General features: G+C 57.8%; 10 protein-coding genes. 1 reads left to right on the top strand and 9 read right to left on the bottom strand.

Annotated features, from left to right (window positions below; all coding sequences use genetic code 11):
- Nucleotides 1–146: 146 nt before the first annotated feature.
- The 5 genes from HNQ95_RS16135 to mads1 form a co-directional block, all read right to left on the bottom strand.
- Nucleotides 147–3,191, bottom strand: coding sequence for a type III restriction-modification system endonuclease (locus tag HNQ95_RS16135; protein WP_182574544.1), 3,045 nt, complete (start codon nucleotides 3,189–3,191; stop codon nucleotides 147–149).
- Between the two features lie 10 nt (nucleotides 3,192–3,201).
- Nucleotides 3,202–5,091, bottom strand: a complete 1,890-nt coding sequence (locus tag HNQ95_RS16140) for a site-specific DNA-methyltransferase (protein ID WP_182574543.1) — start codon at nucleotides 5,089–5,091, stop codon at nucleotides 3,202–3,204.
- A 10-nt stretch (nucleotides 5,092–5,101) separates the two neighbouring features.
- Nucleotides 5,102–5,794: a DUF4391 domain-containing protein gene (locus tag HNQ95_RS16145; protein ID WP_182574542.1), complete on the bottom strand. Its 693-nt coding sequence runs from the start codon at nucleotides 5,792–5,794 to the stop codon at nucleotides 5,102–5,104.
- Nucleotides 5,791–8,685 (bottom strand): DEAD/DEAH box helicase family protein, encoded by a 2,895-nt coding sequence (locus HNQ95_RS16150; RefSeq protein WP_246340784.1) that lies wholly within the window; start codon nucleotides 8,683–8,685, stop codon nucleotides 5,791–5,793. The genes HNQ95_RS16145 and HNQ95_RS16150 overlap by 4 nt, the downstream gene beginning before the upstream one ends.
- A 361-nt stretch (nucleotides 8,686–9,046) precedes the next feature.
- Complete coding sequence (gene mads1, locus HNQ95_RS16155) at nucleotides 9,047–9,262, bottom strand: methylation-associated defense system helix-turn-helix domain-containing protein MAD1 (RefSeq protein ID WP_182574540.1); 216 nt, start codon at nucleotides 9,260–9,262, stop codon at nucleotides 9,047–9,049.
- Between the two features lie 179 nt (nucleotides 9,263–9,441).
- On the opposite strand from mads1, the gene HNQ95_RS33430 reads away from it, so the two are divergent.
- A complete protein-coding gene (locus HNQ95_RS33430; protein WP_210289160.1) occupies nucleotides 9,442–9,585 on the top strand; it encodes a hypothetical protein in 144 nt (47 codons plus the stop codon).
- 136 nt (nucleotides 9,586–9,721) lie between these two features.
- Here the strand turns inward: HNQ95_RS33430 and HNQ95_RS16160 are convergent, their stop codons facing one another.
- The 4 genes from HNQ95_RS16160 to HNQ95_RS16175 all read right to left on the bottom strand — a co-directional run bounded on the left by HNQ95_RS16160 (nucleotide 9,722) and on the right by HNQ95_RS16175 (nucleotide 16,492).
- Entirely contained in the window at nucleotides 9,722–10,654 is a 933-nt protein-coding gene (locus tag HNQ95_RS16160) for a competence protein CoiA family protein (RefSeq protein WP_446680311.1), read from the bottom strand.
- A gap of 331 nt (nucleotides 10,655–10,985) precedes the next feature.
- Nucleotides 10,986–11,573, bottom strand: coding sequence for a DUF2971 domain-containing protein (locus tag HNQ95_RS16165; protein ID WP_246719249.1), 588 nt, complete (start codon nucleotides 11,571–11,573; stop codon nucleotides 10,986–10,988).
- Between the two features lie 153 nt (nucleotides 11,574–11,726).
- The gene (locus tag HNQ95_RS16170; RefSeq protein WP_246340782.1) at nucleotides 11,727–15,224 is read right to left on the bottom strand and encodes an AAA family ATPase; all 3,498 of its coding nucleotides are present in this window, start codon (nucleotides 15,222–15,224) and stop codon (nucleotides 11,727–11,729) included.
- Nucleotides 15,221–16,492 carry a metallophosphoesterase family protein gene (locus HNQ95_RS16175; protein ID WP_128298499.1) on the bottom strand — a complete coding sequence of 424 codons (1,272 nt, stop codon included), beginning with the start codon at nucleotides 16,490–16,492 and terminating at the stop codon, nucleotides 15,221–15,223. The genes HNQ95_RS16170 and HNQ95_RS16175 overlap by 4 nt, the downstream gene beginning before the upstream one ends.
- Between the last annotated feature and the right edge of the window lie 174 nt (nucleotides 16,493–16,666).

The raw sequence follows: 16,666 nt of genomic DNA on the forward strand, positions 1-16,666 counted from the left end.
TAAGAGAAGAATAGCATTGACCGGGAAAAGGTCCGGCGGCTCCATGACGCCACGCCCTTTTCGTAAAGGTGCAACAGCAGGGTCGGTTCTTCATACCACCCTGCTGTTGCACCTTCGGCCATTCGCCGGTGAACTCTGTTTCTTTTTCAGGCGGCCGCCCGCCCGACAATATCCATTAGCTTCTCGTAGCTGGTGACGACGTCATATTTGACGCGATCCTCAGTGACTCGCCGGCCGATCTCGTCGAAGAATTTCCGAGCGCACGCGATTTTGGTGTTCTCGATCTCGCGGAGCTTCATCGATGACATCGTGCCCTTGGTTTCGGCAACGAAATAGATATGCCTGACGCTGCCTTCCTTGAAGGAAATCGCCCAGTCTGGATTGTAGTCGCCGACCGGTGTCGGAATCAGGAAGCCGCGAGGAAGCTTCGCGTAGACGACCACCTCGCTGCTGGCATCGAGCTCATCGGCAAATCGGCGCTCGATATCCGAGTCGGTGACGACATAATCGTAGACGTGGTTCTTCAGCTTCGTGCTCGCCTTGGAGAAGTCCTGCCCGGTCTGGTTGGCCGTGAAGATGTCGGCGTCGTACCGTTCGGACAGGCCGTCATAGGCGAGCCGCTCGATGACCATCGTGGCCTTCTGCTCGGTGATGATCCGCGAAGCCTCGGATATGAAATGCTCGGGGTTCTCCCGGAACTGTCCGAACACGCTGGCGGCGACCCCCGCGAGAATTTCTGCCGCCGTCTTTCGCGTCAGCTCCGTGTTCTCGGCAATCTTGCCGAGAAGATCGTATTTCACGAGTGAGTGGACGGATCCGCCTTGTTCGGTGGTCGAACCGATGACTTCGAAGCCATCGCCGGTCTTCAGTTGCTCGTCCGTAATCTCATCGCCCTGGATACCGGTGTGCACCGTGTACTGGAGCGGCGTTACCCGCAGCTGGCTATCGAGGGCGCTCACGCATTTTCGGATAAGCTCATCGGAATCGAACTCGACGCGGTAGACGGCCTTCCGGTTGATCCGTGCCCAAAGCTCCTGGAATTCCTTCTTCTCGAAATTGTCGTTCAACGGGTTGGTCTTGGGCTTCCGGCCATCCTCCACCTTCGGCAGCTGCGCGTCGCTGAACACACTATCGATGAGCTGGAATATCTGGTCCGCGTGCGGCTTCAGCTCATCCGGCAGGTCCGCGAGCGTCCCCGCCTCCTTGGCGGCGTGGTAATCGGTGGAAATCTGATCCGCGTCGTCGGAGTAATCGTTCTTTACCAGATAACGATAAATCTGCTTCGCCATGGCCGGCGTGATCTCGGCCGGTCCGCTCTCGGTCGTGAGAGTCTTGCCTGTGAAATACGCTTCCGTGGCCTTGCGCGGCCTCGATGACAGGGTGTCGGCGATCTCCTTCTGGAGGCCGCTGACGAAATCCTTGTAGCTCTCGCTGGCGACGACTGTGAGCACATTGATGTCGTGAACGACGGCGGGGTGGTCCATGCGGTCACCATGCTGGTCGACCGACAGCCGTAGCCCGCGACCAACCTCCTGGCGGCGCGAAATGGTGTTGTCGCTGTGCTTGAGCATGCACATGACGAAAACGTTGGGATTGTCCCATCCCTCCCGTAGCGCCGAGTGAGAAAAGATGAACCGCACCGGCTCACCCTGTGACAGCAGGCGCTCTTTGTTCTTCAAGATGAGGTCATAGGCATCGGTATCATCCGACAGCCCTTTGTCCTCGCCGGTTTTCTTGATGTCGGGATCGACCAGCCTCTTCTGCTTGTCGATCGAGAAATAGCCCTCATGCACCTTGGTAACGGGATCTCGCTCGAGGAAGGTGCGGTACTTCTCATTGTCCAGCGCCAGCTCAGATAGATACTCGTCCTTGAGCAGCGCATATTCCTCCTCGAAGACGCGGGCATACGCGCCCTTCTCATCGGATTGGCTGTAGTCGCGGTACTTCACGACCTCGTCGATGAAGAAGAGCGACAGCACCTTGATCCCTTGGGCGAAGAGCTGCTTCTCCTTATCGAGATGCGCCTTGATGGTTTCCCGGATCTGGATGCGACGGATGTCACGCTCGGAAACGTCCCCAGTCGCCTCGCCGGCCCGGAGAACCACCCCGTTGGTGAACTCGACGGTGTCGTAGCGGGCGTCGATCTGCGAAATGGTGAAGCCATCGCGATATTGGTCCATCTCACCGGACTCGGCGAAGAGATCGTCGCGAAACTCCAGGCGCCGGAGCTGCCGCTTGATCTCGCCGGACTTGAGCTGCACCTCTAGCTCGATCCGTGCCACCGGCGCCTTTTTCGAGATATCGATGCCCTCAAGGTACAGATAGGCGTTGGTGCCGGCGAGGCCGCGCGTCTGGATTCCACGCACGGCGATCTTTTTCACCAGCTTCTGGTTGTAAGCGTCGAGCGCATCGAGACGATGCACGCGGTTGCGCTGCGTCTTGTGCGTGGCGGAGTAGCGCAGGATCATCAGCGGCTTGAATTTGGGCAGCGCCTCCGTCGTGGCGGTGCCCTCCATTTTCTGCGGCTCGTCGAGGATGAGGATCGGCCGGTTGCTGGCGATCACGTCGATCGGCTTGCGCGACTGGAAATCGTCGAGCTCGTCATAGATGCGACGGTTGTCGGCGCCCCGGGCGTTGAACGCCTGGATGTTGATCACCATCACGTTGATGCCGGCGTCCGACGAAAAGCTCTCCAGCTCATGCAGCCGCTTGGAGTTGTAGATAAAGAAGCGCGCCTTCTTGCCGTAGCTCTCGTTGAAGTGGTCGGCGGTGATCTGCAGCGATTTGTAGATGCCCTCGCGGATGGCGATCGAGGGCACCATCACGATGAACTTCGACCAGCCATAGCGCTTGTTCATCTCGAAGATGGTCTTGATGTAGCAGTAGGTCTTGCCTGTGCCCGTCTCCATCTCGACGTCGAGATTGAACTTGCACCCGGCGCTCGAAACCAGCGCGTCGGATAGGGGGAGGTTCTGCCTCCGCTGGACCTCCTTGATATTGGCCAGCACCTGAAGATCGGTGAGCGCGATATCCGCGTTCTTGAACCCCTCTTCAAACGCGCTCGCCTGCGCCTTGCGGCCGGGGTCGATGCGATAGGTGATACCGCTCGCCAGCGGCTGCCCGGCGAAGCAGTCCACGACGGATTCGACGGCATTGGTCTGGTAGGGCTGGACTTTGAACTTCAGCTTCATGCCCGCCCCCTCAGATCGACTTCACGTCGGTGCCGGGGGAGAGCTGGCGGAAGACCTGCTCGACATTGATCTTCACGGCGTCCGAGACGAAACCGTTGTCGCGGAAGACGACGCGCAGCGGCTCGCGGCCCGCAAGCTCCTTCACCAGCTCCTCGGTCACGCCCGTATCGAAGCAGGCGACAAGCGTGTTCTCGTCCACGCAAAAGACAGACTTGCCCTGCACCGTCTCGCGCCGGATCGGCAAGGTCAGGTCAACGCCCCAATCGACCAGCACCTGGAACAGCAGATCCTCGGCCGTGCGGTCCGGTTTGATGTTGTCGACGGCGTCCAGCAGGCCCATTTGGTCGACCTCATCAGGACGGTAGTATACGTCCTGCATGTTAGACGTGTCGATCTTCATGACCCGGAAGCCGACGTCCCGATTCCAAGCAGGATGGCAGTCGCCTTTGACGATCTTGGCTCCCGCACGGCGAATGCGTTCTTTGGTAAGTTCGGCTATGTTCCGGGGCACCCCAAGCTTGTCGCACAGCTCTGCTGCGGTCCCTTGAGCAGAATTCGCCCGGTCAAGCTTTTCCGGAAGCTGGACCAAAATAAATCTGCGAGAAAGACCGTCACGCGCACATTGTTGCATCATGCCATCCGCTGTTGTCCCGGATCCGGCAAAGAAATCGAGGACGATATCGTCCTCTTCGGTTAATTGTTCAATGAAAAGCTTTATGAGGGCGGTTGGCTTCGGAAACGTAAAGGCAACTCCACCCATAAGAGCATTAAGCTCTCTAGTACCGTCTGCAGTACTGAACCCATTAACAACCGAGGATATATTCTTGAACAAACTTTTCATCTCGTTCAGGAAAAGCTTGTGTCGGGGCCGGCCATCGGCATTTGCAGGAAACAGGATCCTGCCTTCCCGACTCTTTTGCTCCATAGTGGCGGGCTCGAATCGCCAGCCTTTGGGCGGACACCCGTAGTTTATTCCTGTGTCAGGATTGATTAGGTTATAATGGAGGTTTGGCCGCGCGTCTTTAGTTGCGAGTCCAGTCAGGTCTGCTGACCTCCATGGCCCCCTTGGATCATTGTCTGGATTAGCGAATTTTTCGACATCTTTCTCCGATCCTCTAAATTTAGCGGAATCGCTGCGAGAATAGCAGATCAGGTACTCGTGATCAGTTGAAACGCCGGTTGTAGCGCGGGTATCTTCGCTTACTCTTGATTTCCAAACGAATTGAGCGACGAAATTTTCTCTTCCAAAAATTTCGTCGCACAAGTGTCGGAGATTGCTCGCTTCCTCGTCATCAATGCTTATGATAACGACGCCATCCTCTTTCAGGAGATTTTTTGCCAAGCGCAGCCTTGGATAAAGCATCGACAGCCAATCCGAATGAAATCGACCGTTGGCACTGGTATTGGCGACCAACCTATTCCCCTCGTCATCCTTTTGAAGCGATTGCTCAAGATACTTTCCTGATCCTTGCGCAAAATTGTCATCATAAACGAAGTCGTTCCCCGTATTATATGGAGGATCGATGTAGATCATCTTCACTTCTCCAAGATATGTTTCTTGAAGGAGCTTCAGCGCATCGAGATTGTCGCCTTCGATAAAGATATTCTTGGTTTCGCCAAATTCTACGCTATCTTTTGGCGCCGGACGCAGAGTTTTGCCAACCGGAGCGTTGGCGATAATCAGCGCTTCCCGTTTCCCGGGCCAATTCAAATGATACCGCTCCTGGGCGCCCTCAACAATGTAGTCGCTCAGCTCCTGACGAAGCTGATCGAAGTCCACTGCCAACCGAACCTTTCCGCCCTCGTCGAGGGCTTCGGTCACACAGCCTGGAAACAGCTCACTAATTGTCGCGATGTTCTCTTGGCTCAGGTCGGAGCTGTGCATCTTCAGCTTTTCCATGCTTGTCCTCTTACTTGTCCGTCACAGCGCCGAAGGGGTCGCCCGCAGTCAGCCGTTCCAGTTCCTGCTTGGCCGCGCGCAGCTCGGCATTGATCGCCACGCGCTTGTTGAATTGCTTTTCACGGGCGAGCCGCGCCTTGATCCGCTCCATGTCCCGCGTCTTGGCCCGGATGGCCTCCATCCGGTCCACCCGCGTCTGGATGCCCTCGCTGATTTGCGCGGATGCGGGCATCATGGCGGTGAGCAGGCGGTCATAGAGCGCGGCCAGATCGAGCGCGACGGGCAGGGGCGCACGCGGCGCATCCTCCGGCACCCAGTCCGTGCCAAAATACTCGCTGATCACCCACTTGGAGCCGTCCGCCTCGCTCAGGCGCTTGAAGGCGGCAGTCGCCCGGCGTTTTCCGCGCCAGGTCAGCTCGAAGATCAAATGGAACGGAATCGCCTTGTCGATCGCGCGCAGGACGGCTTCGTCGAGCTTTCCCATCTTGAGAGATATGCCAAACACCTGGACCTCGGACACGGCGGAGGTGGCGTCGAGGTTGGTCGTCTCAGGAGCCAGCTTGAACCGCCAGACGATCTGATCAACCTCGCGCACGAACAGATCCTTGAGCGCGGTGTTGGCGCCGGCATGCTCGTATATCTTGTTCTTCGGCACGACCCGGCCGAAGGCTGCGCTCTTGGGATAGTCGAAGAAGGCCGTCATGCGCCGGCCCCCTCGATCACGACAAAGGCGATCAGCTCGAAGTCGTTCAGCCCCGCAATGCTATGTACCAGCGCCGTGGTGCGGCCGCCGCTGAACAGGCTGTCGATATCCTTCTCTTCCTTAACCTCGATCATGGAGCGGATGGCGCTGCTCAGCAGCTCGGAATAGCGATCCATCTTCCGCCCGTCCTGCGTGCGCTCATTGAAGATGCGGCAGACGTCCTGGACAGGATCGGGCCGCCCTTTGCAGCTTGAGCGGACGAGGTCGAGCAGGCGCTTCACCTCGGTGTGGTCGGCGACGATCTCGCCGTCATTCCCGATGTAGACCAGGTAGTAGGGGTGCAGCCGGTTCTGCTGGTTAATGTTGACGCTGTCGTGGATGTTCTTGAGCGCGAAGATCGCGCCCGGCCGAAGGCCCAATTCGGGCTGTGCGGGAACGACGGCGTGCATCCCGTTCGGCAGGTTGTCGAGCTCGCCGTGCTCCTTGACGTAATTGAGCAGGTCCATCCGGAAATCGTTGAGACCGAGATCGGTGATCGAGATACCGGTCTTCACGTCCTCCAGCTCGATGACTTCCTCCTGAAGACGCTTCAGCTGGTCCTTGCGATAGGCGATATCGCTGCTCTTGGCCGTGAGGACATTGTCATCGCCGGTGGCGCTGACGTCGGCGATCACCATGCGATTCTCGACCCGTTCCTTGAGGTTGATGTACTCATCGAGCGAGATGTCAGGCCAATAGTTGACCAGCTGGATCTGGGCGTTCTGCGAGCCGATGCGGTCGATCCGGCCGAAGCGCTGGATGATACGCACCGGGTTCCAGTGAATGTCGTAATTGACGAGGAAATCGCAGTCCTGAAGGTTCTGGCCTTCAGAGATGCAGTCCGTGCCGATCAGGATATCCAGCTCGCCCGGTTCGTTGGGCAATACGATCGCCTTCTCCTTGGACCGCGGCGAAAAGAGCGTGAGCACGCCCTGAAAGTCATAGCTCTTCCTGAGCGTGGTTTTCGGCGCGCCCGAGCCCGTCACCTTGCCGGTCTGCAACCCCAGCTGCTGCGCTAACGGCGCCAGGTTGGCATAGAGATAATTCGCCGTGTCGGCGAAGGCCGTGAAGATCAGGACCTTCCTGTTGCCCGGATTGAGGGGCTCGCTGACCTTCTGCCGGAGCACCTCCATGAGATGCTGGAGCTTGGCGTCGTCATCCGGTTCGACCTTGTCCATCGAGGCGGTCAGGTCCTCGATGAGCGCGAGGTCGGCCTCGAGATCATGCTTCCACGACGGCAGGTCCATGTCGGCAAGGCTGATCTGCACCTTCTTGCCGACGGTGAAGTCGCCCAGCCCGGCCAGATCCTCGTCTTCGGCGTCGAGCAATTCCTCGTCCGCCAGAAAATCACTCACGCTCTGCGTGCCGCCCGACCGCTCGAAATCATGAATAGCGTCGATGGCGCGCGAGATATTCCCGCCGAGCGAACGCAGGGTGAGGCGGAACGCCTCGACGGAACTTTCAAGGCGCTTGAGGAGGTTGGTGGTCATCAGCGCCTGAAGGCTGCGCTCGCGATCGGCCTGCCGAAGCTTGCCACGGCCACCCTCGACCTGGGTGTCGTAAATCTCCTCGTACTTCCGCAGCCGGCTCGGAAGGATGTAGCTTATGGGTGCGTATACCGCGAGCTTCAGCACGGAGAGCTGGGTGAAGATATCGTTCAGGCCCATCACGTCCGTCCGCTGCGTGATCGGGCAGTGGAATGACAGCGGCTTGCAGCGCTGGGGGAACTTGCCGATGTCCTTCGTGTCGTAGAACGTCTCAATGTGCTTGCGCGACCGGGCGATCGTCACGGCATCGAGAAGCTCGAAAAAGTCGAAGTCCAACGCCTTGAGGATCGAGGCCGAGGTCCGCTCGTCCGGCGGCAGAAGCGTCCAGGCATTGAAAGCCTTTTGCGCGCGGCGGAAGATTTCCTCGACGCTGGTCTTCGTCTTCAGATTCTGGCTGAGAGCCTCCGACTGGCCTTCGTAGGCGAGCGCAAGTTGGTTGCGCAGGTCGGTGAATCGGTTGTTCACCGGCGTCGCGGAGAGCATCAGAACCTTGGTCTTCACGCCTGCGCGGATGACCTTGTTCATCAGCTTCTGGTAGCGTGTCTCCCGATCCTTGAAGACATCGTTGTTCCGGAAATTGTGGGACTCGTCGATCACGACGAGGTCGTAATTGCCCCAGTTTATGCGATTGAGCGGAATGCCGAAGGACTCGCCGGATGTGCGCGACAGATCGGTGTGGCACAGGACATCGTAGTTGAACCGGTCCTTGGCGAAGATGTTGGTCGTCAGGTTGGTGTTGTAGTTCCGCCAGTTGTCCGCGAGCTTTTTCGGGCAGAGCACCAGGACGGCCCGATTGCGCAACTCGTAATATTTGACAACGGCCAACGCAGTGAACGTCTTCCCCAGGCCGACACTGTCGGCGAGGATGCAGCCGTTATAGGTTTCGAGCTTGTTGATGATCCCGGTGGCCGCGTCCTTCTGATAATTGAAGAGCTTGTTCCAGACGACGCTGTCACGATAGCCGGTGAGGTCGTTCGGCAGGACGTCCTCGTCGATATCCTCAAGGAAGTCCTGGAAAATGTTGTATAGCATCAGGAAGTAGATGCGCTCCGGCGAATTCTCCTGATAGACGGACTCGATGTGGTCGCAGATCGCGGCCGTGACATCGTTCAGCTTCTCCGGGTCGGACCAGATTTGGTCGAACAGCTGGAGGTACATCTGCGTGTGGTTCGGGTCGTCGAACCGCGTCACGAAATTCGAGACGGCATCGCCTTTCTGATAGCCGAGATCGACGGCCGTAAAGCCGCTGATCGGCATGTAGGCAATTCCGCCGTCATCGCCCGCCACATGTAGGAACTGCTGCATCGGGGCTTTCGTGGTGTTCGAACGGAACCTGGCCTTTTTTCGAATCCAGTCGGCGCATTCGCGCGCCACCGCCCTTTGCGTCAGCTTGTTGCGGAGCTGGATTTCAAACTCCGTTCCGTAAAGACCGCTCTCCCGCCGCGCTTTCGGGATGAAGAACTCTCGCCGTTCCTTGCGCAAGCGGTCCGTAACCTCCGTCGGTACGAACGTCGGGGCAGTGAAGATAAACTGAAGGCTTTCAACCTTGGAAAGCTCAGCTTTCAGAGCCTCAAAGGCATAGATCGAGAAACACGACGCAGCTATTTTCAGCCGCGAACCGCGATCGACCGTGCCCTTAAGGTCATCCCCAAGAAGCTGCGAGGTGTTATCGATTATCTTCATTTAAATAGTTCGCCCCGCCTTTTCTGCTCTGCAGCTTCCGTGCCTCAATCCAATCGTCAATATCTCCCTTACGAAACCGCCAGGCGCCTCCAACTTTGAAACCGGGAATGGCCCCATCTGCCGCGAGCCGATAGGCCGTTTTTTCGGTGAGCTTGAGATACTCCGCCACCTCTCGGATTGTCATTACATCGGTATTCATGGACGTTCCAATGAAACCCTGCCCAGCGTGAGAAAATACGGGAAGATTCGGGAATCGCAATGGACAGCGCGCACTCACAATTAGCTTTCGCCAAGTTTCCCCTTCCGGCGACGCAGAGCATGTGAGCGTAACCGCTCTTAGCCAGCAATAGGTTGAGAAGCCCACTGGCCAATCGGGCAATGTTGGTCATTCATCCCGCGCTCGATGAAGTCGAAATGCATGTGACTTTAACCGAACTTGGCATCTCCATGACTCTCGAAGCCAAAGCCGAGGAGTCAAGCTGGATCGCCCCCGACCGAGCTCTGCCCCGCAAAGCGGCATGAACAAAATTGACGACGTCCGGGCGTTGGCCGTTTTCGCAGCTTCGCCGATTGGGCCTGTATGGCGGCTGCTTCATCTTGCGCATGGTGGAGGCTCCGATGGCGGCAACTGTGGGACGAGGTGTCCAAGGACCGGAACTTAGGATCGCACGGACCAAGTGTCCTGCCATCCGCGGCTATCAATGACCTCCTTCCAGCCGTCCGCAACCCGCACCTGATACGTATCCAAAGGCTCCTCGTCGCGTCTCGCGTCGAGTTCATAGAACTCTCCGATGAGGCTGTCGCAATGAACGCAGCCATTGCTCAGATACTTGCGTCCTTGCGAACCGCTGAACCGATACTTTATAACTCCAATTCCCTGATGGCGTAGCAACCGTCGGCGGACCATCTCGGACGCCCGAGGGTACTCTCCGAGGTTTGGAATCGTGATGAGGACATTCTTGTCGCCCACCGCAATTTCCAGGTACAAGACGATTCTGGTCTCCGCACCGCAGGACCAGCAAAACATGCTGCCCGTCCGAATGCGAAGGGTCGCCTCGTAATCAGGGTCCACGCCAAACTTGAACCGTCCGCCAAAGGCTGCCCTGAGGAACTCGTCCATCGGCAGCACTTGATGCCAGCGATCAGGATTACGACGGTCGCGCGCTAGCATCTCTGTCGTTTTCGGAATGAGAGCCGTCATTCCTTCTCGAACGTTTCCGCCAACGCAAACGGCCGGAAGGCTCTCGCTAATGGGAAAGCCTGGCTGGCGTAATAGCCAAAGCCCACGGATACCGGATTCTCGATACCGTTCTTGCCGCCTCAGCGTTTCCTCCCGTGTCTGCCCGGACCATTGGATCTCGATCACAACGTTGGCCTTCCCTTTTGATGCCAAGACATCGGCTCTCCAGGGCTCGCTGTCGGGTGATTCGCCCGGAACCTCGGTTTCCGCGGTCCAGCCGGAAGCACGGGCGGCTTCGACAGCAAGTCGTTTCAGGTGCAGATGCTCCTCAGTCTCGGGTGCCCAGTTGCATTCACGAACGGCTTTATGGGCGAAGAACTTGGTTCCCAGACTAGATCGCTTGAGCGTCACCTGAGCTTGGCAGCATGGCATTCGGAGGTGGCGTGACTGCCTGTTTTCTTGAGACAATGCCTCCCAGTGATCGCCCGACAAGTCGAACGATTGGATACTTCTGCCGTTAGGGTCGATGCATCGTAGAGGCATGGCGAATGATATGGAGCCGGATTGGTGGTTGCACGATCCCGGCGATGGCAGAACGAAAAAGGATCGACAGCTAACCGCAATTAAAGGGCTGAATCACAACTCCTCCAGTTCAACTCCCTCATCGGCGGCCGGCACCAGAGGCCCTGATAAGAAAGGCCGCAAGGTTCTGGCAAGTTAGCTACGCGCCTGAGACGTTCAACTATTCCCAAAGTGCGTCGTCTCGATTCCGCACAACCTCAAACTCTTGGAACGCTGGCCGAGATTTAAAGACCTCGACGTCCTGCTTCAGCCACCCAAGTGCTTTCGAAACCTCAGTTCGCGTCGATTTCGAACGCCAACCCATTATCACCTGGGCAAGCTTCATGGTCGGACGGAATGGAACGAAATGCAGTTTCGATTTTTCATCGTACACGGTCGCCTTAAGGTCGATGAATGTCCGGAATTCCGCTTCATAGCTCCAAGCATGGAATTTGAGATGGAGCATTCGCTTAATCGATTCTTCGGGCAAATCTGAAAAAGCTGAGATGCCGAACTGGTTCATAGGCGGCCGTTCTTCGACGTATTCAACCGCTTCGAAATCCTCTGGCTGGAGGACATCAAACCCAAGACAAACGCCTTTGTGCTTGTCCGCGTAATGACCCCAAAGTAGCGGATGGCTCCAATTGTCGCTTAGGCAGATTAAACCGAAATCCTTATCGACTTCTGCTTTGAATTTTCGCATGCGTTGGCGCTCAGATTTATCCGCGAATATCGGCCCAAGGAACTCGAAGGGATCATTCAGCTCCATCACGCGGGCAACCTTCAGCCTTCGGTCTCGGATTGCAACCAGCCCAAACTGTTCCGTCGTAAAATGGTAGAGCCGCAAAGTTCTAACCCCTCTGGCGCCATCGCGGTCGTGTTGCCGATACTTGGATAGCTATCCGGTTTCTGTGCATGCCCATCAGGCCGCACGGCTTTCCAAGACGAGCGGCGGCGCCAACTCGTGTATGCGCGCATTGGGACAAACCCGCCTGGCGATATCACAAAGATGCTGGTGATGCGTCAGGTAGATTACCTGACCCACTTTCGCCATGTCGGCGAATAGCCGGAAGGCTTCCTCGGCACGGAAGTCGTCGAACGTCTCCATGATGTCGTCGGCGATGAAGGGAACAGGGGTGCGAGATTGGGCGAACTCGTGGTAGCCGGCCACTCTGAGCGCGAGATAGAGCTGAAAGCGCGTTCCCTTTGACATTTCCTGCGCAAGCTTGGAACTCCCATCAGCCCCGATGCCAATAAGGACTTCGGTGTCCTTGTCAGGCTGGGTCGCCAGACCACGATAGGCGCCGCGGCTGATCACCTGAAAAGCTTCCGAGGCGCGAAGCATCATCGAACTGCGATGCTTGTCGCGGTAGAGGCGCAAGGCTTGCTCGGCCGCGACGATGCCGGCCCTAAGGCGGAAGTAGCTGAACGCCTTATCCTCGATTTCCAGGAGGACCGTGCGCCGTTGCTCTTCAAGAGCAGCCACGGCACTCTCGCCGTCGACGGCATCCACCTCGTCGGACGCTTTGCTGTATGCCGTAAACAGCTCCCGTACGCGCCGATCCTGATCCTCAAACCGGGCCCTGAGTTCTACCTGCTCGACCTCCAGCGCAGGCCGATCCGCGGCATCAAGCATCTGTTCGACATCGGCCATGTCCTGGATTGACAGCGCCTCTCGGATTTCGCGTTCGATGGTATCGGACCGCCGGCGCAAGTCTCTCCTCTGCTCGATCATGCGCAGCTTCTTCTCTACCTCCTGCAGCGAAGATACTCCGAACAGCTGCGTCATTTCAGATTTGCGGCGCTCGCAAATCGCGATTTCAGCCTCCAGGTCCCGGTTTTTGAGAATCTGATCCTCGAGAGCAAGGTGCTTGGATTCCCTTTCTGCCTTTTTCGCCCGAGCCTCTTCCACTCTCGCGGACATCAGCGCCCAGAGTCTCAGGGCACTCTCTGCTGATCGGTCCAATCCGAGTTCCGCAGCCATGACGGACAGTTCGCGCAAGAAGGCTGCCTGATCTTCCTCCATCTTGGCGATGCGATCTGCCAAGCCGGCTTGCCGTTGAGCGGCCGGGCCGAGTTCAGCAAGTCTGTCCATGACCTCCTTGACGGTTGCGAGGCTGGGGATAGTTCCTCCTGCGCCGAGCCAACAGCTCTTGCAAACCTGAGCCCATGACGCGTCCCATTGCGCCTCGTCGGCAGTTGCCGTTTCAAGGGCTGACTGGCGGGAAGCCTGCTCCCTTTCGCAGCGTTCAAGTTGCTCCCTCAAGTTCTTGTGTTCGACTTCAAGATCAACGGCGAACTGGGCCCTGGCCAAAAGCGCTTCGTAGGAGTCAGAGTGATCCTGGGAAACGGCTGCCGCCGATAATGCCGCCGAGAGCCGGTTGCGCGCCGCCGAGCCGTCCGCTTCCGCCTGACGTAAGTCACCTTCGGCCTCCCGGAGCAAGTCGGCTGTCGCGAGGACCATTTCGCGGCGTCCCAGCCATGCCTCAAGCCCACCTAGCTTGATCTCGCCAGAAACGGTCAGAGCCATTTTCCGAGCGGACTCCAGAATTTCGGCCCTGATAGCTTCGCGTTTCGACTTCGCCGCGTTCAGCAACTCCGCTGAACGCTCCAATTCCGCTTCCGCGACGGCGAGCCTCTGATAAGTTTGATTCAGCTTCGCCAGGTCGCTCATCTGTCCCAGCCGTACGCTGGTGATCAGGTCGTCTTTCCGCAGCTCGATCTCAAACGCCGCAGCGGTCGATTCATCGAGCGCGTCACGATGCGTAGCCCATGCCGCTTCACGCGCTGATCGCGACGTCGCTGCCTCAAGATCGTCCACGACGCCGGTGGAATTCTTCAATGCATCCAGTTCGGCTCGCAAACACCGCAGCTCACTCGTGAGGCGCCCGCTGTCATCGCTGTAGCGATCGATCTCGGCTTCCGCTTTAGACAGAGTTGATTTCCAGGCCTCCAGCTCAGAAGGTGCCGGCACTCTCATTTGCCGTACCTGGTCAACGCTTTCACCCCACGGTCGGAGTTCCGACATCTGCTGCGCCAGTGTTTCTTTAAGATCCACACGGGAGCGTTCGGCGACGCGGCGACGGGCGGCATGATCGTTCTCTCGAAGAGCCGAGAGCTCCCTCGCCAGCGCCGCAATGGCTTTGCCGTTTATGGAGGCAGCGGCTTCGCTCGACAGCTTGCTCCGCAACTCGTTCAGACGGCGGTTCGCCTCTTCGGCTTCGCGCTTCGCGTTTTGAAGTGTCGCGTCGATACCGGAGCGGCGTTCAACGAGATCTCTGATGCTCCCAGAAATGCGACTTCCGAGCATCAGGCTGCTCGGCTCGTCTCCTTCAGGGCGTTCGAGAAGCCGCAGAATACTCGCAATTTCCCGGTCGACTTCCATCAATTGCAGGCGACGGTCCGGCAGATCCCTTTCAGCGGTGACATAACGGGCGTGCAGCTCGCCGATAGTGTCCATCCTTTGCCCCAAGGTGAGCGCGATGTCGTCAACGGCAATGGCATTGAGCCCTTTCTCAATCTCGGCGATGGACGCTTTCGCCGTCTCCCGTTTCACGGCAAGCTCGATGTCTTCCTGATGAATTACCGGAAGTTGGTTTCCCCACGAAGGCGGCGCTTCGGGAACATCTTGCAACTCAGCGAGACTGTCGCGGATGTCCCGCAATTCCGCCAGTCGTGGCAGTGCGGTCAGCAGGTTCTTAATCTCGTCAAGCCGAAGCTGCGTCCGGGTTCGGTCAGCCATCGCTTCGTCATAGTGTGCCAGTGACCGCTCCTTGGTTTCCACCATCTGGCGGTAATGGCTGGCGAGCGTGTCAATCTGCTCTTTTCGCTCCTTCAGATCGGAAAGCCGACCTTTCAAGTCGCCGATTTCACTGCTTCGGGCACGGAGTTTGAAAAGGCCGTCGGCCTGCGAACGCAATTCAACAAGTGTCTGGCTTAGTGCGGCCAAACCTGTGCTTGCCGAAAACAGAAGCTGTCCGAGATCACCCTTGCTGGCCAGGATGCTCTTCCCGCCTTCCTCAAGGGTGTCATCGTCGAGGGAAAACATCGCGCAATAGACGTCCCGCTCAACCCCACCAAGCTCGCCGAGTATCAAATGCTCGCCGATCGGCTGATCGCCCGGACCGAGCAGACTGCTTTGGGGCTTCTTGATCCGGACTAGCTCACGGGCAACACCACCGATGTCCAATGCGGCCCCGATGCGCATCGTTGAGTAAGGATGGAGGAAATCATAGCGGCTGCGGGACTCGATGCCGAAGAGAAGGTCGAGGAATGCAGATAGGGCGGTCGATTTGCCCGCCTCGTTCGGACCGTAGATGATATGTAGATCTGGACGGCCCGGCTCCACGGGCCCGAAGTCGATGTGCTTGTCGGTGAATTTGCCGTAGCGGGTAAGGTCAAGCCGGTTGATGCGCATCATGCTACCTCATCCTGCTTCCGACGATGGAGCCGTGCGAGCACATCTTCGACCCCCTCCTGCGCGAGCAGGCGCAACGTCGCCCGAAACTCCTCCTGATCAGCACCGAAAGTACCTCTGCTTTCAGGTGGCAGATGACCACGAAGCTCCTCCCCAATATCGATGAGCGCCGCATGGTAAGCTTCCGAACCGATGATCTCGCTTCCGACAAGCTCTCGAAGTTCGACGAGTGGATCTCCGTTGGTCCCATCCGCAGAAACGAGGTCGGTGCACTGGATCTCCACTTTCTCGATCCAGGTCCGGCCAATGACAGATGCCCTGTGCTCGGCTTCGGTCTTGATGAGGTCGACGTCGTTACGGAGCTGCCATGCGAGCGGCGTTCGTCCGGTGAAGGAAAGCCGGACCACAAGGTGATCGGAATTTGCAGCTTCCCGCGCGGCCCCCAGGTTGCCCGCTACCGTGGTCACCATGTGACGCCAATCTGCGATGCCGTCGAGGTCGATCACGACGCGCTCGAATTGGGCGATGCTGGTGAACCTTTCCTCAATGTGGACGGTTCGGTCATCAGCGATCGTAACAAGACTCACCGATTTCGGACCAGATTCGTTGATGTCGCGCCCCTGGGGCATGCCAGGCATCACGATCGTGCAGCGTCCGTTACTGATTGATCGCTTGTGAATGTGACCGAGCGCCCAATAGTCGAACTCTGTCGCCTCCAGATCCGAGACGTCGCAGGGTGCGTAGGGATCGTGCCCCCGCGTTCCTGCGAGGCTGGTGTGCAGAAGACCGATGTTAACAGCGCCCTCGATCCGTGGTTTGTACTTTCCCACCAGATTTTCGGGACACTGGGCCTGCGCAAAGCTAAGCCCGTGAATAACCACAGGGGTCGCTTGATCCAATTCGAGCGAGATAGCCTCCGGGCGCCCACCGTAGACTTTTACGGTTTCCGGGTACGTTAGTTCTCTGGTGATCTTCGACAACGCATCGTGGTTGCCTCGGATGATGAACACCCGTACTCCGGCTTGGTCCAGTCGGCGGATTTGCTCGGAAAGGAACCGCGCAGTTTTCATGGAGGTCTGATCGCCATCGTAGAGATCACCCGCGAGAAGAAGCGCGTTGACCTGCTCGGATAGGCAGAGATCGACGATATTGACAAAAGCACGCCGCGTCGCGTTGCCAATCAGTTCGCCTAGTTCCGGGTTGCGCAGCGCCAGCGACCGAAGAGGCGAATCCAGGTGAACGTCCGCCGTATGAACAAATCGAAAAGCCATGCCCTCACCTTTTGCCTTCGCGTGAGAAGGCTTTGATTCCCCGAAACAGATACTGGGCTGCGCTTAGGTGTCTGCCTAGGCTGCCAATCCCTCGGGATTTCAGGTTTCCACAGGCTAATGACAGAATCTGTCACCAGCCGCGGATCGTGAGGTTCCCGCGGTTCAAAGCTGTTT

Origin of the sequence: Aminobacter ciceronei, assembly GCF_014138625.1 — a bacterium.
Classification (GTDB): Bacteria; Pseudomonadota; Alphaproteobacteria; order Rhizobiales; family Rhizobiaceae; genus Aminobacter; species Aminobacter ciceronei.

What these genes read in the sequence shown, in the direction of transcription:
- HNQ95_RS16145 (WP_182574542.1), bottom strand. Translation starts at nt 5,794, where the DNA reads ATGACGGCCTTCTTCGACTATCCCAAGAGCGCAGCCTTCGGCCGGGTC.
- HNQ95_RS16140 (WP_182574543.1), bottom strand. Translation starts at nt 5,091, where the DNA reads ATGGAAAAGCTGAAGATGCACAGCTCCGACCTGAGCCAAGAGAACATC.
- HNQ95_RS16150 (WP_246340784.1), bottom strand. Translation starts at nt 8,685, where the DNA reads ATGCAGCAGTTCCTACATGTGGCGGGCGATGACGGCGGAATTGCCTAC.
- HNQ95_RS33430 (WP_210289160.1), top strand. Translation starts at nt 9,442, where the DNA reads ATGTTGGTCATTCATCCCGCGCTCGATGAAGTCGAAATGCATGTGACT.
- HNQ95_RS16175 (WP_128298499.1), bottom strand. Translation starts at nt 16,492, where the DNA reads ATGGCTTTTCGATTTGTTCATACGGCGGACGTTCACCTGGATTCGCCT.
- mads1 (WP_182574540.1), bottom strand. Translation starts at nt 9,262, where the DNA reads ATGAATACCGATGTAATGACAATCCGAGAGGTGGCGGAGTATCTCAAG.
- HNQ95_RS16135 (WP_182574544.1), bottom strand. Translation starts at nt 3,191, where the DNA reads ATGAAGCTGAAGTTCAAAGTCCAGCCCTACCAGACCAATGCCGTCGAA.
- HNQ95_RS16165 (WP_246719249.1), bottom strand. Translation starts at nt 11,573, where the DNA reads ATGGAGCTGAATGATCCCTTCGAGTTCCTTGGGCCGATATTCGCGGAT.
- HNQ95_RS16170 (WP_246340782.1), bottom strand. Translation starts at nt 15,224, where the DNA reads ATGATGCGCATCAACCGGCTTGACCTTACCCGCTACGGCAAATTCACC.